The sequence below is a fragment of the Jeotgalicoccus aerolatus genome, assembly GCF_014635205.1.
Classification (GTDB): domain Bacteria; phylum Bacillota; class Bacilli; order Staphylococcales; family Salinicoccaceae; genus Jeotgalicoccus; species Jeotgalicoccus aerolatus.
In genome coordinates, this window is sequence record NZ_BMCN01000001.1 from 267,200 (window position 1) to 292,186 (window position 24,987).

Here is a 24,987-nt window from a genome sequence, read left to right on the forward strand (position 1 = left end):
CCTATGAACTATCAGGAGAGCCTGGACTGGATACACGAACGGACGAAATTCGGTATTAAACCCGGCGTCAAACGCATGGAGTGGATGCTTGAACAACTGGACCACCCCGAAAGAAAAATTACCGGCGTGCATATCGTCGGTACGAACGGCAAAGGCTCGACCCTGTCGTATATGAGAAACGCTTTAAACTACAACGATTATACTGTCGGTACGTTCACGTCGCCTTACATCGAAGTATTTAACGAGCGAATTTCAGTTAACGGCAATCCGATACCGGATGACGATATTGCACTGTTAGCGAATATCGTCAGACCGGTATCCGAACGCCTGGTGGCTGAGACCGATTTAGGTAATTCCACTGAATTTGAAATCATTACCATGATGATGTTCGTCTACTTCGGCAACGTCAATCCGGTGGATTACGTATTGATTGAAGCGGGCCTCGGTGCTACGCATGACTCGACTAATGTCTTCAGTCCGGTCATGACGCTCTTAACGAGCATTGGACTGGATCACGTTGATATTTTAGGCGACACTTTACTCGATATTACTAAAGATAAATCCGGCGTCATTAAAGAGGGGATTCCTTTAGTCTTTAACGTCAAAGACGATGGCTGCCGCGATCATATTTATAAAGTGCTCGATGAAAAAAATGCTAAAGGGATTGAACTAGAACGGGATATTATACTGACTCAAAACGGCGAGGAATTCAGCTTTAAATACGGCAGATTTGATTTTGATGATATTAAGCTCGATATGCTCGGCCGCCATCAGCAGGAAAATGCATCGATTGCGATTGCAGCCCTCCTTGAAATGATGGAAAGAGGTTTAGTGAAACTGGATGTTAATAAGATGATCCAGGGTGTGGAAAGTACATTCTGGACCGGTAGAATTGAGAAGATCAGCAATCAGCCGCCGATTATTTTAGACGGTGCGCATAACAATGAAGCGGTCGATGCACTCGTTGAAACGATGAGGGAGACTTACGGTGATAAAAAAATTACCGTCTTATTCTCTGCCGTTAAAGGCAAGCCACTCGATACGATGGTTTATAAAATCGGCATGCTGGCAGATACCTTTAATGTGACGGAATTCGACTTCTTTAAAGCAGAAGACGGCGAAGTACTGTTTAACGCCATCGATCATCCGGATAAGCATTTTGTTAAGGACTATATCGATTATATTAAACACTTCGACGGGGAACTTCTGTTAATTACAGGCAGCCTGTACTTTATCAGCGAAGTGAAAAAAGGTTTAAGAGAAGAGTAGGCGGGTAAGTGACTATCAAGCAGCTGGGGTGCTATGCCCCTGCTGTTTTTTCTATATAAAAAATAAAAAAAGAGCGCCGAAGCGCTCCGAATAAGAAAATAAATATTATAAACCAGTATTATCTTTGTTTTTTTCTTCAACAGCTTTTAATGAATCTCTCATTTCACGGAGAAGCACTAACTGTTCGTCTTCAACATCTTCTTCAACGAAACGGTTTTTAGTCAGTTTGTTAACGACTTTAACGAATACGAATACTGCTGCACCGATAATAACGAAGTCGATAATTGCCTGGATGAACACACCGTATGTAATACCCATGTATACCCAGTCTGAAGCGAAATCAGTATCGCCGAATATTAAAGCGATTAAAGGCATGATAATATTTTCTACGAGTGCCTGAACGATCTTACCGAACGCTGCACCGATAACTACTGCGACTGCGAGGTCTAAAATGTTCCCGCGCAGCATAAAATCTTTAAATTCCTGCCACATAAAAAAACCTCCTGTAAATTTATAATTTCTAACTTTTTTATATACTACACCATTTAAGACAGATTACAAGAGTTAATTTACACCTTAATATTATCTTCACACGAATTTACAAGCACAATATTTATAACCTTTAGTTATGAATGCTATAATTAAAGATAAATAAAAGTTAATCTTATAACAAGCTTATTCATATCAATAGTTTGCTTGAAAGCATTTACTTTATATTGGGAGTAAGTATACAATTAAGATGACTAAATTTAGAGGGGGCTTTTAATGATGTCAAAGAATGTGAAGGATAATTCTCGTCAGACATTAACAGTAAACGGTAAAGACTATACTTATTACAGCCTGCAGTCACTTGCAGACAAAGGGATGAGCAAGTCTGAAAACTTGCCGTATTCAATCCGTGTATTACTGGAATCAGTACTTAGACAATATGACGGCCGCGTGATTAACGATGATCACGTCGAAGCGTTAGCAAACTGGGACAAAGGGGATATTAAAGGTAAAGAAGTGCCATTCAAACCTTCCCGCGTTATTTTACAAGATTTCACAGGGGTGCCGGCGGTCGTCGACCTTGCATCACTCCGTAAAGCAATGGACGACGTTGACGGCGACGTTCAAAAAATCAACCCTGAAGTGCCGGTTGACTTAGTGATTGACCACTCAGTACAGGTCGATGAGTACGGCAGCACAAACGCACTGCAAAAAAATATGGATTTAGAGTTCTCACGCAACATGGAACGTTACGAGTTCCTGCGCTGGGCAACGAAAGCATTTGATAACTACCAGGCTGTTCCGCCAGCAACAGGGATCGTTCACCAGGTAAACTTAGAATATCTTGCTAACGTTGTGCACAATAGAGACAATGTACTCTTCCCGGATACTCTGGTCGGTACGGACTCTCATACGACGATGATTAACGGACTCGGCGTTTTAGGCTGGGGTGTCGGCGGTATCGAAGCTGAAGCGAGCATGCTTGGACAGCCTTCATACTTCCCGGTGCCTGAAGTTATCGGTGTACGCATGACGAATTCACTGCCTGAAGGGACAACAGCAACTGACTTGGCACTTAGAGTGACTGAAGAGCTGAGAAAGAAAGGCGTTGTTGGTAAATTTGTAGAGTTCTTCGGTAAAGGGGTCACTGAATTACCGTTGGCAGACCGTGCGACTATCGCAAACATGGCGCCTGAATACGGTGCGACTTGCGGCTTCTTCGCAGTCGATGATGAAACACTGGACTACTTAAAATTAACTGGACGCGACAGCGAGCATATCGATGTTGTCCGTGAGTATTTAAAAGAAAATAACTTATTCTTCGACGCAGCAGTCGAACCGACTTACACTGACGTTGTTGAACTTGACTTATCTACTGTTGAATCGTCACTGGCTGGACCGAAACGTCCGCAGGACTTAATCAACTTATCAGATATGAAAGAAGAATACAGAAAATCAGTGACAGCTGAAGCAGGCAACCACGGCCACGGCTTAACTGAAGATGAGTTCAATAAAACAGGCACTGTTGAATACAACGACGGTGACAAAGATGAACTGAAAACAGGTGACTTAGTCATCGCGGCGATTACTTCATGTACGAACACATCTAACCCGTACGTTATGTTAGGTGCCGGTCTGATTGCTAAAAAAGCAGTTGAAAAAGGACTGACTGTTCCTAAATACGTGAAGACATCACTGGCACCGGGTTCTAAAGTCGTTACAGGCTATTTAGAAGATGCCGGCCTGCAGCCTTACTTAGATCAGCTCGGCTTTAACCTTGTCGGCTACGGCTGTACGACATGTATCGGTAACTCAGGTCCATTGCGTCCTGAAGTAACGAAAACAATCGTCGACGAAGATATGCTTGTATCTTCAGTCTTATCCGGTAACCGTAACTTTGAAGGCCGTATCCACCCGTTAGTTAAAGCCAACTACTTAGCTTCACCGCAGCTGGTTGTTGCTTACGCACTGGCAGGGACTGTCGATATCGATCTTAGAAACGAACCGCTTGGACAAGATAAAGAAGGCAACGATGTCTATATGAAAGACATCTGGCCGTCAATTAAAGAAGTCAGAGACACTGTAATGTCTACAGTGACACCTGAATTGTTCAGAAAAGAATACGAAACTGTGTTCAATTCCAACGAAACTTGGAATGCAATCGATGTGACAGATGCACCGTTATACGATTTCGATGACAGTTCAACATATATTCAAAACCCGTCATTCTTCCAGAACCTATCTAAAGAAGCAGGTAAAATCGAGCCGTTAAACGGTCTCCGTGTACTTGGTAAATTTGGAGATTCTGTAACGACTGACCACATTTCACCAGCAGGTGCGATCGGTAAAGATACGCCGGCAGGTAAATGGTTAATCGAACAGGGCGTGTCACCGCGCGACTTTAACTCATACGGTTCACGGCGCGGTAACCATGAAGTAATGGTGCGCGGAACATTTGCGAACATCCGCATTAAAAACCAAATCGCACCGGGCACAGAAGGCGGCTTTACGACTTACTGGCCAAACGGTGAAGTGATGAGCATTTACGATGCATCACAAAAATACCAGGAAGACGGTACAGGACTTGTTGTTGTCGCCGGAGACGACTACGGTATGGGCTCAAGCCGCGACTGGGCAGCCAAAGGAACGAACTTACTCGGTGTTAAAGCCGTTATCGCTGCAAGCTACGAGCGTATCCACCGTTCTAACTTAGTGATGATGGGCGTCTTGCCACTACAATTTGTCAATGGTGAAAACGCTGAAGACCACGGCTTAGACGGTTCTGAAACATTCGATATTAATATCGATGAAAGTGTTGTCGCTGGAGAAATTATCGATGTCGTTGCAAGAAAAGAAAACGGCGAAGCAGTTACATTCCAGGCTAAAGTGCGTTTCGACTCTGATGTTGAAGCGGATTATTACAGACACGGCGGAATTTTACAGCTTGTACTCCGCAACAAAATTGCTTCATAAAGAACTGAACAGAAATAAAAAATCCATCAAAGCACTGCTTTGATGGATTTATATTTTGCTTTAAAATATTCTTTTTGTCTTACATAAAAGTAATTTTAGGCTCAGTACCGGCTTTAATCCGCTTCATGTTGGAAATATGCTTGATGATAACAATAACGGCTAAAATCACACCGAAACCGATCATAAAGGGATCTCCTGTAAACATCACTGAGATCAAAAGCGCAACGGCTGCGAAAACACTCGACAAGGAAACGTATTTCGAAATCTTTAAAGTGATTAAGAATGTTAAAATTAAAACGAGAAAAATCAGGGGACTGGCTGCAAGTATTGCACCGCCGCCTGTGGCAACTGCTTTGCCGCCTTTGAATTTTAAAAAGATCGAGTAAACGTGTCCAAGTGCTGCGACAACACCGAATATCACGACTGGAAAATCTCCGGTTCCGTCAACCAGCATAGCTGTCCATACGGGTATGGCGCCTTTCAGCAGATCGAGAATAAGCACGACGATACCGGCTTTTTTGCCGAGTATGCGGAAGGTGTTTGTCGTTCCGACATTGCCGCTGCCGTGTTCGCGCAAATCAATTTTATAAAAGGATTTGCTGATAATCAGACTGAATGGAATAGAGCCGAAAAGGTAGCTGAATATTAATAAAATAATAACTGTATACACTAAATTATCCCCTTTTGCTATCAGGTACTAATAGTTTACCATAAAATATTATTTTCGCACATAATTATATAAAGTAGATAATAATATTATTATGTAAACTTATTATAATTTGTTGCAAAAATGCGGGTTTTATATAAAAATAGATAAGTAGATTAATTTAACGAACATACGTTTGTATTGTTTGTAGGAGGATACAGACTTGGCTAAACATACTGGATATACTGATGAGTCCATTCAAATATTAGAAGGTCTGGATGCTGTAAGAAAGCGTCCGGGCATGTATATCGGTTCAACGGATACGAGAGGGCTGCATCACCTCGTATATGAAATTACCGATAACGCTGTCGACGAAATTATTAACGGTTACGGCGATGAGATCAATATTACGATTAATACAGATGAAAGTATTACCATCCGCGATAACGGCCGGGGACTGCCGACAGGCATGCACTCGACCGGCCGTCCGACAGCTGAAGTGATTTTTACTGTCCTGCACGCAGGCGGCAAATTCAGCTCGGATAATTACAAATCCGCCGGCGGACTGCACGGTGTGGGGTCATCTGTCGTGAATGCACTGAGTGAATCGATGTCTATTAGAGTGTTTCGTGACGGCAAGATTCATACGCTGTCATTTAAAGACGGGGGCAAGGTCGACCAGCCTTTAAAAGAAGTGGGCAAGACGAAAGAAACGGGAACGGAAGTTACATTTAAAGCGGACCCGGAAATATTTAAACAGACGATCGCCTTTAACTTTGAAACGATCGCTGAACGCATGAGAGAATCTGCCTTCTTAACAAAAGGCTTAAAAATAACGATTCATGATCAGCGTTCAGATGAAGAAGAAATCTTCCAGTTCGAAGACGGTTTAAAATCATTTATCGAATTTTTAAATGAAGGTAAAGATGATATCGGCAATATCGTGATGTTCGAAGGTACGCATAATGAAATGATGGCAGAAGTCGCTTTTCAGTTTAACGACCAGTACTCTGAAACGATCATCTCTTTCGTTAACAATGTCCGAACGAAAGACGGCGGGACGCACGAAGTCGGTTTTAAAACCGGTTTTACAAGAGCTTTTAATGAGTACGCCCGTAAAATCGGCGAATTAAAAGCGAAAGATAAAAACTTAGAAGGCAGCGATATCCGTGAAGGGCTGACGGCTGTTATTTCAATTAAGCTGCCCGAACACCTGCTCCAGTTTGAAGGCCAGACTAAGGGCAAGCTCGGGACGTCTGAGGCAAGAAACTTAATGGAAACGCTCTTAACTGAGCAGCTGCCGTATTTCTTAGAAGAAAACGGGGCCTTATCGACTCAGCTGGTTAAAAAGGCCATTAAAGCTCGCCAAGTGCGTGAAGCGGCGCGTAAAGCACGTGAAGAAGCACGAAGCGGTAAGAAAAATAAATCGAGAGATACTTTGCTGTCTGGTAAATTAACACCGGCTCAGAGTAAAAATGCTAAGAAAAATGAATTGTTTTTAGTCGAGGGGGACTCTGCCGGCGGTTCAGCTAAGCAGGGCCGTGACAGACGTTTCCAGGCGATTTTGCCGCTCCGCGGTAAAGTGATTAATACTGAAAAAGCAAAATTTGAAGATATTTTTAAAAATGAAGAAATCAATACGATTATTCATACGATCGGGGCAGGGGTCGGCACCGACTTTAAAGTGGAAGACACGAACTATGATAAGATTATTATTATGACCGATGCGGATACGGACGGTGCGCATATTCAGGTGCTGCTCTTAACCTTCTTCTTTAACTATATGAGACCGCTCTTTGAAGCCGGTAAGATTTATATTGCCTTGCCGCCTTTATTTAAATTAGAGAAAAAGGGCAAAAAGAAAGACGTTAAGTATGTCTGGACAGAAGATGAACTGGAAGCGGCTCAGCTTGAAATGGGCAATGCGGAACTGCAGCGCTACAAAGGTCTCGGGGAAATGATGGCCGAACAGCTGTGGGAAACGACGATGAATCCAGAGACGCGCACGCTGATTCAAGTCCGCATCGAAGACGAAGCCCTGTCCTTAAAACGCGTAACAACACTAATGGGGGATAACGTTGAAATCAGACGGAAATGGATCGATTCCAACGTGTCCTTTACTTTAGAAGAAGGCAACAGCATTCTTGATAATCAGGATGTAGAAAAATTAGCAGAGAGTGATGAAGATTATGGCCGAGCATAACCCTTTACAGCAATTAAAATTAGAAGACGTGATCGGAGACCGCTTTGGGCGCTACAGCAAGTATGTCATTCAGGACCGTGCAATACCGGACGTGCGTGACGGCTTAAAACCGGTGCAGCGGAGAATCTTATACGCTATGTATAAAGAAGGCAATACTTTCGATAAGAACTACCGTAAAAGTGCTAAGACGGTCGGTAACGTGATCGGTAACTATCACCCGCATGGGGAGAGCAGTATATACGATGCCATGGTCCGTTTAGGCCAGGATTGGAAAATGCGTGAAGAACTCATTTTAATCCACGGCAACAAAGGGAGCGTCGACGGCGATCCGGCGGCAGCAATGCGTTATACGGAAGCGAAGCTCGCTGAAATTTCCAATGAACTCCTCAGAGATTTAAATAAAAATACGGTGCCGTTTATCGATAACTTTGACGATACGGAAAAAGAACCGTCTGTACTTCCGGCGAAATACCCGAACCTTCTGGTCAACGGCGCAACGGGGATTTCAGCGGGTTACGCTACAGACATTCCGCCGCATAACTTAGGTGAAGTCATCGATGCGACCTTAAAAGTGATCGATAAGCCGGCAGTGTCCATCGATGAACTCCTGGAAATAGTCAAAGGCCCGGATTTCCCGACAGGCGGGATTATCCAGGGTAAGAAAGAACTTAAAAAAGCATATACAACAGGCCGCGGCCGCGTTGTTGTCCGGAGTCTCGTATCTAAAGAAGAAACGAGAGGCAACAAGGTAAACATCGTCATCACTGAAATACCGTATGAAGTCAACAAGGCGAATATGGTTAAAAAGATGGATGAGATCCGCGCAGACCGTCAAGTCGACGGCATTATCGAAGTGCGTGACGAAACGGACAGAGAGGGTATGCGTGTCGTCATTGAAACACGTAAAGACGCCAATATCGATGCCATCATCAACTATCTGTATAAGAAGACGGATCTGCAGGTCACTTATAACTTTAATATGGTGGCCATCAGCGACCGGGCACCGAAATTAATGAGCTTAAAAGATATTCTGGAAGCTTATATTAAGCACCAGCAAGAAGTCATTACCAACCGCTCTAAATTCGAACTGGAACATGCAAAAAAACGCATGCATATTATCGAAGGGCTGATTAAAGCCTTATCGATTTTAGACGAAGTGATCCGGACGATCAGAGAGTCGGATAATAAGCGTAATGCCAAAGAAAATCTGATTGAACAGTTCAGCTTTACTGAGCAGCAGGCAGAAGCGATTGTTATGCTCCAGCTTTACCGTTTAACGAATACGGATATTCAGGAGCTTGAAACTGAACAGAGCGAGCTCGACTTCCAAATCAATCAGCTGACTGAAATTTTAAATGATGACAAGAAATTAAAATCAGTCATTAAAACTGAACTGAGAGATATTAAGAAAAAATATGCTTCAGAGCGTCTGACGACCGTTGAAGATGAGATTCAGACGATTGAAATTTCAAAAGAGCAGTTAATTGCGAAAGAAGAGACAGTCGTGTCTTTAACGAAAGAAGGCTATGTGAAACGGACGAGTCTAAGAAGCTATAATGCATCGAATCCGGATGAGCTAGGGATGCGTGACGGTGATAAGACATTATTCTCAAGCATGTCTCACACATTAGAACAGCTCTTAGTCTTTACTAATCTCGGCAACTATATGATCATCCCGGTTCACGGCCTGCAGGATATTAGATGGAAAGATATGGGGCAGCACTTGTCGTCCCGCTTTAATTTAAAACCGGGTGAAGAGCCGATCTTTGCAACGACTGTAGAGAAATATGACGACAGCCTGTCCATCGTAATGGCTAGCAAAAACGGCCAGGTGAAACAAACGGCTTTAAGCGAATTTGAAGCGACGCGTATTTCACGTCCAATTATGAATATTAAGCTTAAAAACGACGATCAAGTGATCGGTATTTCTATTTCAAATACCGGCAGTGAATCCTTGCTGTTTGTCACTCAAAAAGGCTTAACATTGAAATATTCACTCAGTGAAGTCTCTGCAACGGGACTTAAATCTCAAGGTGTAAAAGCCATGAACGTTAAGGCAGACGACGCGCTGATCTACGGCGGCTTAATTCCTGAAGAAGGCAATTTAGTGACTGTGTCCAACAGAGGGGCAGTGAAACGGACGAGTCTCGATACTTTTGATACAGGCGCAAGAGCCCAGGTTGGTTCTATGCTGTATAAAGATATTAAATCGAAACCGCACAGAATCGTTGCAGCATCAGTGACGGCTGCAGGGCAGGATCAAACGGTAGAACTCATCTCAGAAAGTAATACGCATACACTCCGCGCCAATGAAGTACGACTCAGCGGCAAGTATTCCAACGGCTCCTTTGTCGTTGAAGAAGAAAGCTTCGGTGTGGTGACGGATGCTTACTTTAACCTTATATAAATATAAAGCAGGATGGGTGAAATAAATGGAACAAGTATTTAATGTGTTTGAACAGGCAGTAAACTTCGCGAATGATTTACTTTGGCAGGAAGTGTTAATCGGTCTTCTGATAATTGCCGGACTGTATTTTTCTTTTACTTCTAAATTTGTACAGTTCCGCTGGCTGAGGATTATGTTCTCATCACTCGGTGAGAAGCGGGCGAACATGCCGGATGGTTCCAAAGGGATTTCATCTTTCCAGGCCTTTACAATCAGTGCTGCCCAACGTATCGGTACAGCCAATATCGCAGGGGTCGCAACGGCTATCGTCGTCGGCGGACCCGGTGCGGTCTTCTGGATGTGGATTGTGGCACTTTTAGGTGCGGGGACGGCTTTCTTTGAAGCGACGCTCGCACAGGTATATAAAGTACGCGATAAAGAATCAGGATTCCGCGGGGGACCTGCCTATTATATGGCGAAAGGCTTAAATCAAAAAGGCATTGCGTATGTCTTTGCGGTACTGATGACGATTACTTTTGGTATTGTTTTTGTTATGCTGCAGTCGAATACAATTGCGAATGCCTATGATGAAGCCTTCGGCGTCAATCCAACAATAAGCGGTGTCATCGTGGCCATCGTGGTCGGCCTGGTTATATTTGGCGGGGCCAAATCGATCGCCAATGTAGCGACAGCGATCGTACCGGTTATGGCAGGACTTTACTTAATCTTAGTCGCAGTCATTTTAGTGATGAACTACGATATGATTATTCCGATGCTGCAGACCATCGTTGTTAATGCCTTCGGTATTGAAGAAGTATTTGGCGGAGCAATCGGTGCTGCCATTATTAACGGCTTCCAGCGCGGACTCTTATCGAATGAAGCGGGTATGGGATCGGCGCCGAATGCGGCAGCATCAGCAGCCGTCCGTCACCCGGTTCAGCAGGGACTGATCCAGTCACTGGGCGTTTACTTCGATACGATTATCGTCTGTACAGCGACAGCGATCGTTATTTTAATGTATTCAGACCTGAGCTTTGGTGCGGATGCACCGCAGGGCATACAAGTGACTCAAGCGGCAATGGATCAGCAGTTCTTCGGTTTCGGTGGAACGATTATTGCAGTATTTATTTTACTGTTTGCCTTTTCGACGATTTTAGGGAACTACTTCTATGCACAGAGTAACTTAAGCTTTATCGTAGATAATAAGACAACAACCTTTGTATTTAGAGCCGTTGTCGTCGTTATGACGGCAGTCGGCGCGGTCTTAGGCGTCCAATTAGTATGGACATTGGCCGATCTGTTTATGGCGCTTATTGCAATCATCAACTTAATGATGGTTGTGGCACTCAGTCCGCTGGTATTTGAACTGATGCGGGATTACAAAGAACAGAAAGACAGAGGAGAATCTCCGATATTCTTTGCTAAAAACATCAGTTACAAGTTGCCGGATGATAACGAGTGGGGTGATGAGGATTATCGTAAAGATGACCCTGAAGATTATAATAAGTAAATCCAGGACATAAATCCTGACTGTAAATAAAAGACTGTCCCGGGCGCACTAGTGCATCCGGGACAGTCTTTTATATTATTATTTAACTTTTAGGCTTAATCATATTACTCTCAAATCTGTTCAGATTTTTAATTTTACCAATTATGACGAGAACATCGTTCTCCAGAATGTTCATCTGGGGATCCGGCGGTACGATAACTTCTTTATTACGCTTAATCGCAATAACATTTAAGCCGAATTTTTCACGTATACCAATATTAATCAGTGCAGAGTTAATGAATCGTTCATTGGCATCATATTCCACTATGGCAGTATCATCCGATATTTCCATATAGTCGACAAGAGACATATTAACCAGCTGATTTGCGAGACGTATGCCCATTTCTGTTTCCGGGTGCAGGACATTGTCTGCGCCGACTTTTTTCAGCAACTTGCCGTGGTGATTACTTTGAGCTTTGGCAGTAATGCTTTCGACACCTAATTCTTTTAAAATCAAAGTACAAAGAATGCTGGTTTGTATATCTTCGCCAATCGCAATAATGACTTCATCATAATGTTCGATACCGATAGTTTTAAGCATTTTCTCATCAGTGGCGCTGCCGACGATACATTCAACAGCGTAGTCTTCATAATACTTGACCTTACTTTCGGATATATCTATTACCGTGACATCTGCTGAGAGCTTATGTAATTGTTTTACTGCACTGCCTCCAAATTGCCCGAGACCAATGACCGCAATTTCTTTAGTCATACTGTTCACCTGATCATCTTAAGATTTGTAGTATCATTTTTTGATTCTTCTATATTATCCAGTATAACTTTTTCATCATAAAGAATGAAATGTTCCGGATAGTAGAAGCACACCTGCTTGATGTGTCAGACAGATAAATAGTACTTTAATGTTATTGCCGTCAATTTTATTGCGGTGTAAAATTGAATTGTGATAAGGTATCTATTATGTCTAAACACCAGAAGGATGCACATATGGAACTTTGGGATTTATATGATAAGAATAGAAAACTGACAGAACACACAATGGTCAGAGGAGACGAGATGCAGCCTGATACATATCATCTTGTGATTCATGTGGCTATTTTCAACAGTAATAATCAGATGCTGATTCAAAAACGCCGGCATGATAAAATCGGCGCACCGAATATGTGGGATATTTCAGCAGGCGGCAGTGTGACTGCAGGTGAAACGAGTCAAGCCGGTGCCATGCGTGAAACTAAAGAGGAATTGGGATTAGATATTGATCTACATAATCAGCTGCCGCACCTCTCAATAACATTTGAACGGGGATATGATGATATATACATTGTGAATCGTGAAGCGGATATCAATGAACTGGCAGTGCCGAACGACGAAGTATCGGATGCTAAGTGGGCAACGATTGATGAAATTTATAAAATGATCGATGACAGAACATTCGTCAACTACCGTAAAAGCTTAGTTCAGCTGCTGTTTGATATGAGATATCAGTACGGTGCAGTAAAAAGAGATTAATATAAAGAATTTAATAGAGGAGAGATTACATGACCAAGTGTGCAAGCTGCAATAAGCAGTGGACCGGCTTGTTATTATTTAAAGGGCATTTTGCTTCAGAGAACGGAGTGGAGTGTGATTACTGTCATGAGAAACAGTATGTATCGGAGAAATCGAAAAAACGCATGATTATTCCGATGCTTTTAGTGACAGCAATGTTATTAATAGGACTGTTTGCGCCGCCGTCAATTACTCAATATTTCTGGGTGTATATTACGATTACAGCGGTCACCATAATATTTATGTATGTGAGTCTGGAACTGACCAACGTACCGCCTGAAGACAAGAAAAGTAAATAAATCCAGGTAACACAGGGAGATTATTTCTTACCTGTGCTATTTTTCTGAATTTTTGATATACTTCTGTAATATATAAAAAGAAGAAGGTAATGATATGTCCAATCAACTGCGTATCGGTTCAAGTATTTACATTAATTACATACTGCTCGGCATGATCAACTTAATTATTGCTTTACATATGGGCTTTCTGACTGAACAGCTCAACACAGATGCAGCAGCAATCTCGGCTTTAATATCGGCTATCGGTATCGGTAAGCTGATTGCCTTATCTTTTGCAGGTAAGTTATCAGATAATCTTGGAAGAAGACCAATGCTGATTACAGCGTGTTTTCTGTACGTAGTGTTTCTGGTTGCGATACCATTCGCCCCTACATATACAATTGCATTTATGTTCGCACTGCTGGCAGGAATGGGGAATTCTATTCTTGACACGAGTTCGTATCCGGCATTGATAGAAGTGTTCAGAAAGCGTTCGAGTTCGGCTACAGTATTAGTCAAAGCATTTATGTCGGTGGGTTCGACGATTCTGCCTTTAATGATTACGTTCTTTATGGCGCGTGATATGTTTTACGGCTACACCTTCTTTATCATGGCGGGTATTTTCTTATTTAATGCGCTGCATTTAATGACGCTGAAGTTCCCGGAAGCGAACGTGCTGGAAGAAGAGCCTAAAGAAGAAAACAAACAAGGTAAAAAACCAGTCAAGAAGTTAATCTTCAAAGAGAAACCGAAGTTTCTGCGCGAAGGCATTACAGTCATTGCGATCGGTTTTACGTCGGTGGGATTGTTTTTAATTATCCAGACCTGGCTTGCGACTTATGCTGAAGAAGTGGTCGGTCTGCCGGAAGCGCAGGCAATTAATCTTCTGAGTATTTACAGTTTCGGCGGCTTTGCGACGGTTATTATTTTAGCGACCCTGCTTGACAGATTGTTCAGACCGATTACGGCTTTAATAATCTATCCCTTAATTGCGATTGCAGCACTCACGACACTGCTCTTTGTTGAGAGCTATACAATACTAATCATCATTGCGTTTATACTGGGTATGGCGACATCAGGACTCTTCCAGCTGGCGGTGACCCTGATGGCGCAGTTCTTCCCGGAGAAAAAGGGAACGAGCACTGCCTTTGTGACCTTGTCATCGAGTATCGGTTTTATTACACTGCCTTATGTGACGGGACTGATTAACCGCCATATCGGAGTGTCTTATGTATTTATGTTTGAAATTATTATCGCAGTGATTGCGGTTATCCTGGCAGCATTCATATCCTACCGCTACCGTAAGGTGTTTGATCTTGAAATCAGAAAACCGGTAATGTGGCGGAATCCGTAGGAGGAAATCTTTTGGCTAAAGTGTTTTGTATCGTACTGATTGTTCTAGGCTTTGCTTCGCTCATCAATGGAGCGACCTTATTATCGTCTAATCTGCTGCTGGCTGCAGTGAATATATTTGCTGCCTTGATCCTGCTGTATGCAGGCTTCAGTACACTGAAGAGCAGAAAAGAAAATAAGAGAGAAGAGCAGAAAGACTCTTAAGCAAGAGGGACAAGATGAATTAGACATCATAAGAGGCTGAAACATTGTAAACCAATGATTCAGCCTCTTTCTATGTTTTACAGTAAAATGTTATAATCATTCTGATGAGGAGTTGATGAGATGAGACATACCGCTATGTCATTAATCATACGCCGGAGCACTAATTCATTTATTTAAGAAGTGCTTTCATGAAATACTGACATCATTTCATAGAGTACTTCTATAACAGGAGGAAATTAGAAATGAACAAATTAAAGGTGTATGAATATAACCAGATTAAAAGTTTAATTAAGAAATTATTAAACGTATACAGAACGAATGATATGACATCACATAAGAGTCATAAAGAATATATTTTAAATGACATTAAAAATGTGTTTGAAGCTAACGATATGGATTCGTCAGAATTTATAAGTGAACTCGATGATATAAAAATTTCTAAAAAGAAAACTGAGCTGCTGCTTGAGAAATTAAAAGCAGATGTGGAAGATTTTGAACTGCCTTCAAAAAAAGAAGTAGATAAGCTGTTTAAAAAGGTGAAGAAATTAAATGTGCCTGATCTGGATCAGGTGGATACAAAAACTACTGTATTTTTAGCCTGGAATGACCTATCTGCCAACAGAAAATATTTTGTCTTTAAAAATAGAGATAATGAATATGAGGGTATGTTTGGGGAACTATCGGTTAATAAAATTAAAGGGTTCTGTAAAATTTGTAATCAGGAATCTCAGGTATCCCTGTTTTTAAATAAGTCGAAAACTTCGGGTATGGGTAACTATACGAAAAAGGGCGATTATATTTGTCATGACAGCGATGTGTGCAACCGGAATTTAGAAGATATCAATCATCTGTATGATTTTATAGAGCATGTAAAATAAGAAAAATAGACCCCTTAGCTGAAATTCTTTTCAGTTAAGGGGTATTTATATGCTGTAACTTAGAACAATCCTTTAAATAACTCTACGATTCTATCCCAGAAGCTTCTGAGTGAATCCATGAAGGAAGAAGCTTCTTCAGAGTTTACAATGTCCTTACCGAGTTCTGATGCTTTGTCTTTCGCATCCTTGAAGCTGTCGCTTGATGTGATTCTATCGAGCAGGTCTTTAGAACTGTTGACCAGCCTGTCTGCTTCCTCACCGGTAAATAATCCGGAGTCTTTAATGTTCATAATAATCACGATAATACGGTCAATCTGATCCTGTGATAATATTCCGTCTAGACCGTTTTCTGCTAATTTTTCATCGACGATATCTCTGACCTGGTCTTCAGTGACGTCGCCGTTAAAGTTATTGACAATTTCAACTTTAACTTCGGTAATTACTTTGTTCAGCTGTACTTGTGAGAAACCTTCAACATTTGAGTTTTCTTCAGAGATGTCTGAAATGGTTTCGAGTTCATCCTGAGCGTTCCGTGTTTTTTCAGGGTCAATCTCTTCACCTTGTGCTTCAAATGCTTTGTAGACACCGGTTAAGGCACTTTCACCTGTAACATCCTGTGCTGCTGCGATGGTCACGTCAGCGTCTGTAATGCCTGAAGTGAGCAGGGCATTCTGGTAGGTTTCCTCAGAGATTAAAAGAATCTGGCCCATGTCTTCATTAATATCAATGTTGAGACCGTCACCCTCAGATGTTTGTATAATACGGATACTTGATTTCAGTACACTGTTATCGTAGTTCTGATTGATGTATTGATTGACGTCTTCTGAGTAAACGTAATCGACGATATCGGTATCTTCTGAACCGAGTAAGTTTGCTGTTTCATTTTGAAGATTTGAATCCTGTTCTAATGCGGCACCGTAGACAGTGACGGCATTGTCCCATTCACTTGCTGCGTTGGCATTTTGAACGCCGAATGGAAGCATTGCAGCGATTAATGCGGTTGCAAGTAATTTTCTAATCATAGTGTTAACTCCTAACTGATTTTTTCTTATAATACTATAAATGTAGTATCGTATCTATTTTAAACAATATTTATTAAAAGATGATTAAAGACTTGAAAGGATTTAGATTAAACTAGATGAGGAATTATTAAACATTGATGATTAAACTCATTATATCTTTTGTGTTGAGATTGTAGTTTATTTTTAGTATATCCAGAGTTATAGTTCTGAACTTTTTCTAGAAAAGTAAGAAGGATGATGAGCATTAAGGAACTTAATTTTATTTCTTATTTCTGTTAGCTCCTTTAGGATAGGTTCAAATTCATAATCTTCACCCATAAAGTATAAGGAATGTTTAGAAGGTTGATAAATACGAATGAATTCATGTGGTTCTATTCCTTGAACCATATGAAGATCAAAAAATCCGTTAATTACAATATTTTTATTTTTTGATATCCTGGACCATTTAGCTATTCTTTCATCAATATGTTCAAAGTTATTCCTAAAAATTCTTTCCTTGATTTTCATATCACTAGTAATATTTAAAGTTTCTCTTAAAGGTTTTCTTTTTTCATAAATCTTTTTATTACTGCCCCAAAGGATTTTAGAGATGTTAGCAGTAGCATTTAAAAATGAAGATATATATAACCAAAAAATATCATTATCTTCTTCTTGTGATTGCATATAACTAATTAATTTAACGTATGATTTAACAGCTATGTCGCATTGGAATTCTAATTCATTTGCTAGAACATCTAATTCTCGATCTATACTCAAAGTATTTAATTCCTTTCACAATAGAAATAATTATCTACATTATCAAATGGATAAGTATGGTGCCAATTTCAATTATTACTTTGAAGTTTCTCAACTAGGAAATTTATTAAATTAGTTCGAACTCTTAAAAAGTATTGAATATATTTTAATGATCTGTTTTATTACTTGCTACTTTTGAAATAAGCCCACTTCTTTAAGTGGGCTTATTTCTTATTCAGTTTGTAAAGTGAAACCAGGATTCTCTATAAGATTTTCTTGCTCTTCAATCAAAAGTAATTCCTGGTTGATCTTCTGCTGGAGCTTTTCTTTTTTGTCTTCACTCAAATCATCTTTAATCATTTTCTGTTCGTACTTCCATATTTTCTGCATGGAGTTTTCGATATTCTTTTCGTGAGCGTCGATGCGTTTCTGTTCTTTCTTCTCTATAGACATATACAACATCTCCTAACTTGTACTATCAATATAACAAGGATGTGGGAGAAGTCACAAATTATAAGAGTTCGGTGTTGTATAATACAGCTTTTGCTTTATAAAAATTTCAAGAAAGCGTACAATAAGTGCTTAAGAAATAATTAGGGGTATTGCAATGGACAAAAGGACGATGAGACGGACTGATAAAGAAGAGTACAGTACTGTCACAAAAACAAGAGTAAGAAAAAGAGGCTTTATAATTTTAGGGGTTTTTGCGCTGATTGCAATTATACTTTTATATATTTTTTTCAGTTTTAGATCAGGATTGAATATCGCAAAAGAAAATGGTGTGGAAAACACCGGTGAAGAGTTTAACCCGATAGATAATCACGATGGTAAAATAACGATAATGATTATTGGTAAAGACAGGATGGATGAAGGTGCAGAGCGTACCGATGTCATTATGCTTGGCCAGTATGATTATATGCAGAAGGAAATGAAACTCGTTTCTATAATGAGAGATATTTACGTAGATATACCTGGCTATCAGAGCTATAAAATTAATGCGGTATATTCGCTCGGCGGGGTAGAACTTCTCCGCGAAGTGATGGCACATAATTTTGATATTAATGTAGAAGAATACGTAACGGTGGATTATGACGCTTTCATGGAAACAGTGAATGTTGTCAATCCAAATGGTGTCACTATAGATGTAGAAAAAGATATGTCGGAAAAAATTGATACTGAATTGAAGCAGGGTGAACAACAGCTTAATGGTAAGGATTTGCTTGCCTACGCGCGCTTCCGTAATGATGAAGAAGGTGACTTTGGACGGGTCAGACGCCAACAGCAGGTGTTAAGTGCAATTCAGGACGAAATTATCAGTGTCGGCGGTATTGTTAAACTGCCTAAAATACTTGGAACAGGTATGGGTTATGTTGATACCTCGATGACGAACAAGGAAATGTACCGGATGATTATGAGCTTTATGATCAGAGGGGATAAGGATATCGACACGATGACCCTGCCTCTTGATAACACGTATCAGTTTATGGATACGAGTCATACGGGCAATGTAATTGATATGGATTTTGAAACTAACAGTGCGGCCTTGAAAGAGTTTTTAAATAACAGTAACTCTAATGAAGAGAATGAAACAGAAACTGAATAAATATGTTAGACAATCTCGGTTAAATGACAACTGAGATTGTCTTTTTTTGTTATAAAAGAATATTAACAGTTAAAATTCTTAAATTTTTGTCATTTATAACGAAAATGTGATAATTCTCATATCTTTTTTAAATATTACGATATATAATTAGTTCAGAATCTAAGTAAACAATTTTAATAATATATAATAAAATTACAAAATATTAACAAAAGTACTGTTGTAATGTGTTATAGTTACTTAAAGAAATGTGATGAAGAAATGTCGGAGGCTGTTATGGAAGAAACATTGAATTTGGAAGATATTCTAGAAGTCATTAAAAAGAATTTTTTGATGATAGCAATTATGACACTGTTGTTTGGATGTATCACAGCTTATGGAACGATTTTTTTAATGACACCGCAATACGAGGCTAAAACGCAGATTTTAGTCAGTCAGGCTCAGGAAACTGAAGTAGTAAATAATCAGGATATTCAAGCGAGTCTGCAGTTAATTAATACATACAGGGACATTATAAAAAGCCCGACAGTGCTGGATGACGTAGTGAACAATTTGGAACTACAAGAGTCATCATCAGCTATATCAAATAAAATTGAAGTGACAAATCAGGATCAGTCACAAGTGCTTACTGTAACAGTCACAGATGAATCTGCACAAAGAGCCGAGGATATTGCCAATGAAGTTGCAGCAGTATTCCAAAGTACTGTACCTGAAGTAATGAATGTGGATAACGTATCAGTGCTTGCTGCAGCAGATATTGGAGAAAATCCATCACCTGTATCACCGCAGCCGGTTATTAATATAGCAATTGGATTAATCTTAGGATTGCTGATTGGTTTAGGTATTGCTTTCTTAAGAGCATTTATGGACAAGCGTGTTCAGACTGAAGAAGATGTAGAAAAATATTTGGAATTGCCTGTACTCGGTACAGTTGCAAGATTTAAAAAGTAGGGAGGGTTTAATATGTTTGGTAAAAAGAATCATAGAAAATTCCAATCGGGACCGAGGGAACTTGTTGTTGAAAGAGAACCGAAGTCACCGGTTAGTGAACAGTTTAGAACAATCAGAACGAATATTACATATTCTAACATTGATAATCCTGTAAAATCCGTACTTTTTACATCGGCGACTCCGAATGCTGGTAAATCTACAATTGCGGCAAACGTTGCTATTGCGTATGCACAGGCAGGTAAAAGAACATTGTTACTGGACGGCGATTTAAGACGGCCGACAACACACTACACGTTTGAAATGCAGAACGTGCGCGGATTGTCGACAGCAATTATTAATGAGCTGCCTTTAAATGAAGTAGCAAGAGAGTCTGGAATTGAGAATCTCGATATTATTACTTCTGGACCGATTCCACCGAATCCTTCAGAATTATTGTCATCAAAGAAAATGAATCTGTTTATGAAGATGGTTACTGATCATTATGACATGGTTATTATAGACTCGCCGCCGGTACTTGCTGTAACTGACTCACAGGTGTTGAGTCAATTGACGGATGCGACAATTCTTGTAACTAATGTAGATGATAATAACAGGGACAGTATTTTACAGGCAAAAGAACTGATGGAAAAAGCCGATGCTAATATTATTGGTGTTGTATTAAACAATAAGAAGATGGATAACAAGAAAGACAGTTATTACTATTACTACGGGAGTGAGTAGTGAATGATTGATATCCATAATCACTTGATGGTCGGAGCAGATGACGGTCCCGCAACAGAACAGGATGCATTAGATTTGCTTCACCAGGCACAGGAAAATGGAATTACCGACATCATCGTAACCCCACATCATTATAGTGGGGATTTCGTTAATCATGGAAGTAAAATTTTAACTGAAATGGAAGATTTAAAAAATATTGTTAAAGAGAATGATATTAATATTAATGTCTATCCGGGTCAGGAAATCAGAATTAACGGCGATCTTGTTGAAGAGCTTGAAGCGGGATTGAATCTTTCATTGAATCATTCTTCTTATGTATTGGTTGAATTCCCGTTTACAGAAGTGCCGGCTTATGCAGAAAAACTATTCTTTGAATTGCAGATGAAAGGTTATACACCGGTGATTGCTCATCCTGAAAGGTGTAGACCATTAAAAGATAATCTTGAAAAATTATATGACTTCATTGAAAAAGGTGCGATTGCACAAGTCACTGCAACTTCTGTAGCCGGAAAACTTGGTGAAGGACTTCAGCGAGCAAGCCTGAAAATGATTGAGAATAATTTAATCCATATTGTCGGCAGTGATGCACATCATGCTGAAAATCGGCCGTTTCTGCTGAAAGAAGCATACGAAATAATTGAAGAAGAGTTAGGTGCATCGTATGTGAAATATTTGAAATATAATGCAGAAGCGATACTTCATAATAAGGAAGTTAAAGTGAAGGCACCGGTTCAGTATAAATCAGATAGTAAGAAAGTTAAAAAGAGAAAGAAATTTTTAGGTCTATTTTAGGAAAAGGTGTGTTGGAATGGGAGCAAAAGAAAGGTACTTCTTACTCTTGTTAGTGGATTCAATCATAGTTACGTTTTCGGTGTTTGCAGGATATTATATTCTGGCGCCGTTTTTTTTGGCATACACGTTGCCTGAACTGGCAGTGACTTCAATAGTACTACTAATTAGTCATCATGTATTTGCTTACATATTTAATTTATATCATCGTGCCTGGGAATATGCGAGTGTACGTGAACTCATTTCTATTACTCAGGCAGTCACTGCTTCAATAGTCACAACATACATATTAAATATATTGATATTCCACACAACCTTTACAAGATTAATGGTAATTACTTGGATGATGCATTTAATTCTTATTGGAGGATCGAGACTCTCATGGAGAGTTTGGCGTAAATATTTCATTGGTAAAAGTTCTAAAGAAAGTAAACTTGTCCGTACTTTGATTGTAGGTGCGGGTAAGGGTGGTTCGATGTTAGTTAGACAAATGCTTGATACACCTTCGATGGGAATGAATCCGATTGTTGCTGTGGATGATGATCCATTTAAACAAAAGATGGAACTGAACGGCGGAGTAATAGTAGAAGGAAAACGTGAAGATATTCAACAGCTGATTAAAAAATATGATATTCAAAAAGTGGTCATAGCGATTCCTTCGTTATCAAAATCAGAACTTAAAGAGATTCATAGCCTTGCAAGTGCAGACAATGTTGAAGTAATGATTATGCCAAATATTGATGATATTATGTCTGGTCGAGTAGAAGTAAATGCTCTAAAAACAGTAGAAGTTGAAGACCTTCTGGGAAGAGAACCTGTAGAACTTGATACTGAAGGAATAGAAGAACAAGTAAGAGGTAAAATTATACTAGTTACTGGGGCTGGAGGCAGTATCGGATCAGAGATTGTTAGACAGATTACGAAATTCCAACCGCGTACAATTATAATGCTAGGGCATGGAGAAAATAGTATTTATTCTATTTTAGAAGAGGTTTCTAATTTTAATAATAACGTTGAGTACATTCCAATTATTGCAGACATTCAAGATAGAGAAAGAATTTTTGAAATTTTTAATGAATATAAGCCTAACATTGTTTATCATGCCGCAGCGCACAAACATGTTCCATTGATGGAATATAATCCTAGAGAAGCTGTGAAGAACAATATACTAGGTACAAAAAATACATCAGAAGCATCTTGTGAAAATGGAGTCTCAAAATTTGTAATGATATCGACTGATAAAGCTGTGAATCCACCTAACGTTATGGGTGCAACCAAAAGAGTTGCAGAAATGATAATTCAATCACTTAATAAACAATACCCTAATACGACATTGGTAGCAGTAAGATTTGGTAATGTTTTAGGGAGTCGTGGATCTGTTATACCTAAGTTCAGAAAACAGATTGAAGATGGCGGGCCGATTACTATCACAGATAAAAGAATGACACGATACTTTATGACTATTCCCGAAGCTTCTAGATTGGTAATCCAGGCGGGTACTTTAGCAGAAGGCGGAGAAGTTTTCGTTCTGGATATGGGAGAACCTGTAAAAATACTAGATTTAGCTAAAAATATGATTACGTTAAGCGGTTATAGCGAAGAAGAAATAGGTATTAGATATAGTGGCATCAGACCTGGAGAGAAGTTGTATGAAGAACTTCTAAATGAAGATGAAATACATCCAAATCAAGTCTATTCAAAAATATATATAGGTAAAACCGCACTGTATCCATTAGTAGAAATTAACAAGTTCATCATTAGTCTCGAAGAAGAAAATAACATTAAAGAATTATTGCTTAATTTTGTTAATAAAAATAAAGTGTAACGATTATTTTTTACTAGATGTAATTTATTAAAGTACGTAAGTTTATTCTATAAATAGAAAGAAGAAATTACTAAAGAGCATATATAAAATCCATAGGTAAGGAGTAATCTGAATATGTACTTGAAAGTAAAGAGAAAAATTGATTTTATATTATCTTTGTTAGCTATGATATTATTATGGCCATTATTTCTTATATTGGCGGTAATTATAAAAATTGATTCAAAAGGCCCTGTATTCTTTAAACAGAAACGTATAGGAATGAATAAAAAATATTTCTATATATTAAAATTTAGAACGATGAGAACAGATACTCCTAAAGATACACCTACGCATCTACTAGATAATCCAAATGTTTTTATAACAAAAAGCGGGAGATTTCTTAGGAAAACTAGTTTAGATGAACTTCCGCAAATTATTAATATATTAAAAGGTGAGATGAGTATCATTGGTCCAAGACCAGCACTATGGAATCAAGATGATCTTATAGAAGAACGGGATAAATATAATGCAAATGATGTACCTGTCGGTTTAACTGGTTGGGCACAAATCAATGGACGAGATGAATTATCAATTCCATTAAAATCTAGACTAGATGGAGAATATGTTGAGAATATTGGACTAAAGATGGACGTTAAGTGTTTTTTTGGGACAATATTAAATGTAGCAAAAAATGATGGTGTTGTAGAAGGTGGAAGAAAAGGTATCGGTGATGAAGAGTCTTCAAGTAATAAGGAGAAATATAAATGAAAAAAATTTTAGTAACTGGTAATAATAGTTACGTTGGAAATGGTTTAATTACATGGTTAACGAATTGTCCGAATGATTACTCTATTAACACCATTAGTTTACGTGATGACTCTTGGAAACAGGAAAGTTTTTCAGGATATGATGTAGTATTTCATGTTGCAGGAATTGCACATGTTTCCACAGATCCAAGTATGGAGAATCAATACTATAAAGTGAATCGTGATCTTACTAACGAAGTTGCTCAAAAAGCAAAAAAAGATAAAGTAAAGCAATTTATTTTTATGAGTAGCATTATAGTATATGGAGACAGTAGAAGTGATAAAAGAATAATAAAACTAGATACAATTCCTACCCCTAGTAACTTTTATGGAAATAGTAAACTTCAAGCGGAAGAAAAAATCATGCCACTTAATGATGCTAATTTCAAAGTTGTTGTCGTAAGACCACCAATGATATATGGAAAAGACTCTAAGGGAAACTATCCTAAACTATCTAAAGCTGCAAAGAAACTTCCTTTTTTCCCTGATTTTGAAAACCAACGAAGTATGCTTCATATAGACAATTTATCTGAGTTTATCAAATTAATGATTGATAAAGAAGAAAGTGGTCTTTTCTTTCCGCAGAACAAAGAATATGTAAAAACTAGTTCAATGGTGCAAATGATTGCTGAAACTCATGGCAGAAATATAAGGTTAACAAAACTATTTAATCCTATTATCAATGCCATGTTAGGACGAGTTGGGATTATAAATAAAGTTTTTGGTAATTTAGTATATGAAAAGAGCATGAGTGAATATAAAGAACAATATAGAGTGAAAACCATGAAAGAGACGATAGTTGCTACTGAAAAATAGCGAAAGAGGT

At 39.2% G+C, this 24,987-nt stretch carries 23 protein-coding genes; 17 read left to right on the plus strand and 6 right to left on the minus strand.

What is annotated here, in order from left to right:
- The first annotated feature begins 3 nt into the window (after positions 1-3).
- Positions 4-1,269 (plus strand): bifunctional folylpolyglutamate synthase/dihydrofolate synthase, encoded by a 1,266-nt coding sequence (locus IEU81_RS01400; RefSeq protein WP_186089942.1) that lies wholly within the window; start codon positions 4-6, stop codon positions 1,267-1,269.
- Positions 1,270-1,374: 105 nt separating this feature from the next.
- On the opposite strand, the gene mscL is transcribed toward IEU81_RS01400, so the two are convergent.
- Positions 1,375-1,761: a large conductance mechanosensitive channel protein MscL gene (gene mscL / locus IEU81_RS01405; RefSeq protein ID WP_092594860.1), complete on the minus strand. Its 387-nt coding sequence runs from the start codon at positions 1,759-1,761 to the stop codon at positions 1,375-1,377.
- A gap of 276 nt (positions 1,762-2,037) precedes the next feature.
- Here mscL and acnA point away from each other — a divergent pair, with 276 nt between their 5' ends.
- The gene (gene acnA / locus IEU81_RS01410; protein ID WP_186090770.1) at positions 2,038-4,731 is read left to right on the plus strand and encodes an aconitate hydratase AcnA; all 2,694 of its coding nucleotides are present in this window, start codon (positions 2,038-2,040) and stop codon (positions 4,729-4,731) included.
- Positions 4,732-4,810: 79 nt separating this feature from the next.
- On the opposite strand, the gene plsY is transcribed toward acnA, so the two are convergent.
- Entirely contained in the window at positions 4,811-5,401 is a 591-nt protein-coding gene (plsY, locus tag IEU81_RS01415; RefSeq protein ID WP_186089944.1) for a glycerol-3-phosphate 1-O-acyltransferase PlsY, read from the minus strand.
- Between the two features lie 199 nt (positions 5,402-5,600).
- Here plsY and parE point away from each other — a divergent pair, with 199 nt between their 5' ends.
- From parE to IEU81_RS01430, 3 genes are read left to right on the plus strand one after another with little or no spacing between them, the layout of a single operon-like run.
- Positions 5,601-7,580: a DNA topoisomerase IV subunit B gene (gene parE, locus IEU81_RS01420; protein ID WP_186089946.1), complete on the plus strand. Its 1,980-nt coding sequence runs from the start codon at positions 5,601-5,603 to the stop codon at positions 7,578-7,580.
- Positions 7,558-9,987, plus strand: coding sequence for a DNA topoisomerase IV subunit A (gene parC, locus IEU81_RS01425; protein ID WP_373867762.1), 2,430 nt, complete (start codon positions 7,558-7,560; stop codon positions 9,985-9,987). The genes parE and parC overlap by 23 nt, the downstream gene beginning before the upstream one ends.
- A 25-nt stretch (positions 9,988-10,012) precedes the next feature.
- The gene (locus IEU81_RS01430) at positions 10,013-11,476 is read left to right on the plus strand and encodes an alanine/glycine:cation symporter family protein (RefSeq protein ID WP_186089948.1); all 1,464 of its coding nucleotides are present in this window, start codon (positions 10,013-10,015) and stop codon (positions 11,474-11,476) included.
- 82 nt (positions 11,477-11,558) lie between these two features.
- Here IEU81_RS01430 and IEU81_RS01435 read toward each other — a convergent pair whose 3' ends face one another.
- Positions 11,559-12,227 carry a potassium channel family protein gene (locus IEU81_RS01435; protein WP_186089950.1) on the minus strand — a complete coding sequence of 223 codons (669 nt, stop codon included), beginning with the start codon at positions 12,225-12,227 and terminating at the stop codon, positions 11,559-11,561.
- Between the two features lie 206 nt (positions 12,228-12,433).
- Between IEU81_RS01435 and IEU81_RS01440 the strand changes: the two genes are divergently transcribed.
- The 5 genes from IEU81_RS01440 to IEU81_RS01460 all read left to right on the plus strand — a co-directional run bounded on the left by IEU81_RS01440 (position 12,434) and on the right by IEU81_RS01460 (position 15,734).
- Positions 12,434-12,982, plus strand: coding sequence for an NUDIX hydrolase (locus IEU81_RS01440; protein WP_231957122.1), 549 nt, complete (start codon positions 12,434-12,436; stop codon positions 12,980-12,982).
- A gap of 29 nt (positions 12,983-13,011) precedes the next feature.
- On the plus strand, positions 13,012-13,320 hold the full coding sequence (locus tag IEU81_RS01445; protein ID WP_092594847.1) for a TIGR04104 family putative zinc finger protein: 309 nt from the start codon (positions 13,012-13,014) through the stop codon (positions 13,318-13,320).
- 94 nt (positions 13,321-13,414) lie between these two features.
- Positions 13,415-14,653, plus strand: coding sequence for an MFS transporter (locus tag IEU81_RS01450; RefSeq protein WP_186089951.1), 1,239 nt, complete (start codon positions 13,415-13,417; stop codon positions 14,651-14,653).
- 11 nt (positions 14,654-14,664) lie between these two features.
- The gene (locus IEU81_RS01455; protein WP_092594843.1) at positions 14,665-14,856 is read left to right on the plus strand and encodes a hypothetical protein; all 192 of its coding nucleotides are present in this window, start codon (positions 14,665-14,667) and stop codon (positions 14,854-14,856) included.
- A 242-nt stretch (positions 14,857-15,098) separates the two neighbouring features.
- Positions 15,099-15,734 (plus strand): FusB/FusC family EF-G-binding protein, encoded by a 636-nt coding sequence (locus tag IEU81_RS01460; protein ID WP_186089953.1) that lies wholly within the window; start codon positions 15,099-15,101, stop codon positions 15,732-15,734.
- Between the two features lie 59 nt (positions 15,735-15,793).
- Here IEU81_RS01460 and IEU81_RS01465 read toward each other — a convergent pair whose 3' ends face one another.
- The 3 genes from IEU81_RS01465 to IEU81_RS01475 form a co-directional block, all read right to left on the minus strand.
- Entirely contained in the window at positions 15,794-16,756 is a 963-nt protein-coding gene (locus IEU81_RS01465; RefSeq protein ID WP_186089955.1) for a DUF1002 domain-containing protein, read from the minus strand.
- 198 nt (positions 16,757-16,954) lie between these two features.
- Complete coding sequence (locus tag IEU81_RS01470) at positions 16,955-17,512, minus strand: hypothetical protein (RefSeq protein ID WP_186089956.1); 558 nt, start codon at positions 17,510-17,512, stop codon at positions 16,955-16,957.
- Between the two features lie 210 nt (positions 17,513-17,722).
- Positions 17,723-17,944, minus strand: a complete 222-nt coding sequence (locus tag IEU81_RS01475) for a hypothetical protein (RefSeq protein ID WP_186089958.1) — start codon at positions 17,942-17,944, stop codon at positions 17,723-17,725.
- Between the two features lie 154 nt (positions 17,945-18,098).
- Between IEU81_RS01475 and IEU81_RS01480 the strand changes: the two genes are divergently transcribed.
- The 7 genes from IEU81_RS01480 (at position 18,099) to IEU81_RS01510 (ending at position 24,977) form a co-directional block, all read left to right on the plus strand.
- Positions 18,099-19,094, plus strand: a complete 996-nt coding sequence (locus IEU81_RS01480) for an LCP family protein (RefSeq protein WP_186089960.1) — start codon at positions 18,099-18,101, stop codon at positions 19,092-19,094.
- Between the two features lie 273 nt (positions 19,095-19,367).
- The gene (locus IEU81_RS01485; protein ID WP_186089961.1) at positions 19,368-20,042 is read left to right on the plus strand and encodes a YveK family protein; all 675 of its coding nucleotides are present in this window, start codon (positions 19,368-19,370) and stop codon (positions 20,040-20,042) included.
- Positions 20,043-20,054: 12 nt separating this feature from the next.
- The gene (locus IEU81_RS01490) at positions 20,055-20,762 is read left to right on the plus strand and encodes a CpsD/CapB family tyrosine-protein kinase (RefSeq protein WP_186089963.1); all 708 of its coding nucleotides are present in this window, start codon (positions 20,055-20,057) and stop codon (positions 20,760-20,762) included.
- Positions 20,763-20,765: 3 nt separating this feature from the next.
- Entirely contained in the window at positions 20,766-21,554 is a 789-nt protein-coding gene (locus tag IEU81_RS01495) for a tyrosine-protein phosphatase (RefSeq protein ID WP_186089965.1), read from the plus strand.
- Positions 21,555-21,570: 16 nt separating this feature from the next.
- Positions 21,571-23,376, plus strand: a complete 1,806-nt coding sequence (locus tag IEU81_RS01500; RefSeq protein WP_186089966.1) for a polysaccharide biosynthesis protein — start codon at positions 21,571-21,573, stop codon at positions 23,374-23,376.
- A 114-nt stretch (positions 23,377-23,490) separates the two neighbouring features.
- Positions 23,491-24,123: a sugar transferase gene (locus IEU81_RS01505; RefSeq protein ID WP_186089968.1), complete on the plus strand. Its 633-nt coding sequence runs from the start codon at positions 23,491-23,493 to the stop codon at positions 24,121-24,123.
- Entirely contained in the window at positions 24,120-24,977 is an 858-nt protein-coding gene (locus IEU81_RS01510; RefSeq protein WP_186089969.1) for an NAD-dependent epimerase/dehydratase family protein, read from the plus strand. The genes IEU81_RS01505 and IEU81_RS01510 overlap by 4 nt, the downstream gene beginning before the upstream one ends.
- The last annotated feature ends 10 nt before the right edge of the window (positions 24,978-24,987 follow it).

Excerpts from the sequence above, each read along its gene's own strand:
- IEU81_RS01400 (WP_186089942.1), top strand. The coding sequence starts at position 4 with ATGAACTATCAGGAGAGCCTGGACTGGATACACGAACGGACGAAATTC.
- mscL (WP_092594860.1), bottom strand. The coding sequence starts at position 1,761 with ATGTGGCAGGAATTTAAAGATTTTATGCTGCGCGGGAACATTTTAGAC.
- acnA (WP_186090770.1), top strand. The coding sequence starts at position 2,038 with ATGTCAAAGAATGTGAAGGATAATTCTCGTCAGACATTAACAGTAAAC.
- parC (WP_373867762.1), top strand. The coding sequence starts at position 7,558 with ATGAAGATTATGGCCGAGCATAACCCTTTACAGCAATTAAAATTAGAA.
- IEU81_RS01430 (WP_186089948.1), top strand. The coding sequence starts at position 10,013 with ATGGAACAAGTATTTAATGTGTTTGAACAGGCAGTAAACTTCGCGAAT.
- IEU81_RS01435 (WP_186089950.1), bottom strand. The coding sequence starts at position 12,227 with ATGACTAAAGAAATTGCGGTCATTGGTCTCGGGCAATTTGGAGGCAGT.
- IEU81_RS01440 (WP_231957122.1), top strand. The coding sequence starts at position 12,434 with ATGTCTAAACACCAGAAGGATGCACATATGGAACTTTGGGATTTATAT.
- IEU81_RS01445 (WP_092594847.1), top strand. The coding sequence starts at position 13,012 with ATGACCAAGTGTGCAAGCTGCAATAAGCAGTGGACCGGCTTGTTATTA.
- IEU81_RS01450 (WP_186089951.1), top strand. The coding sequence starts at position 13,415 with ATGTCCAATCAACTGCGTATCGGTTCAAGTATTTACATTAATTACATA.
- IEU81_RS01460 (WP_186089953.1), top strand. The coding sequence starts at position 15,099 with ATGAACAAATTAAAGGTGTATGAATATAACCAGATTAAAAGTTTAATT.
- IEU81_RS01465 (WP_186089955.1), bottom strand. The coding sequence starts at position 16,756 with ATGATTAGAAAATTACTTGCAACCGCATTAATCGCTGCAATGCTTCCA.
- IEU81_RS01475 (WP_186089958.1), bottom strand. The coding sequence starts at position 17,944 with ATGTCTATAGAGAAGAAAGAACAGAAACGCATCGACGCTCACGAAAAG.
- IEU81_RS01480 (WP_186089960.1), top strand. The coding sequence starts at position 18,099 with ATGGACAAAAGGACGATGAGACGGACTGATAAAGAAGAGTACAGTACT.
- IEU81_RS01485 (WP_186089961.1), top strand. The coding sequence starts at position 19,368 with ATGGAAGAAACATTGAATTTGGAAGATATTCTAGAAGTCATTAAAAAG.
- IEU81_RS01490 (WP_186089963.1), top strand. The coding sequence starts at position 20,055 with ATGTTTGGTAAAAAGAATCATAGAAAATTCCAATCGGGACCGAGGGAA.
- IEU81_RS01495 (WP_186089965.1), top strand. The coding sequence starts at position 20,766 with ATGATTGATATCCATAATCACTTGATGGTCGGAGCAGATGACGGTCCC.
- IEU81_RS01500 (WP_186089966.1), top strand. The coding sequence starts at position 21,571 with ATGGGAGCAAAAGAAAGGTACTTCTTACTCTTGTTAGTGGATTCAATC.
- IEU81_RS01505 (WP_186089968.1), top strand. The coding sequence starts at position 23,491 with ATGTACTTGAAAGTAAAGAGAAAAATTGATTTTATATTATCTTTGTTA.
- IEU81_RS01510 (WP_186089969.1), top strand. The coding sequence starts at position 24,120 with ATGAAAAAAATTTTAGTAACTGGTAATAATAGTTACGTTGGAAATGGT.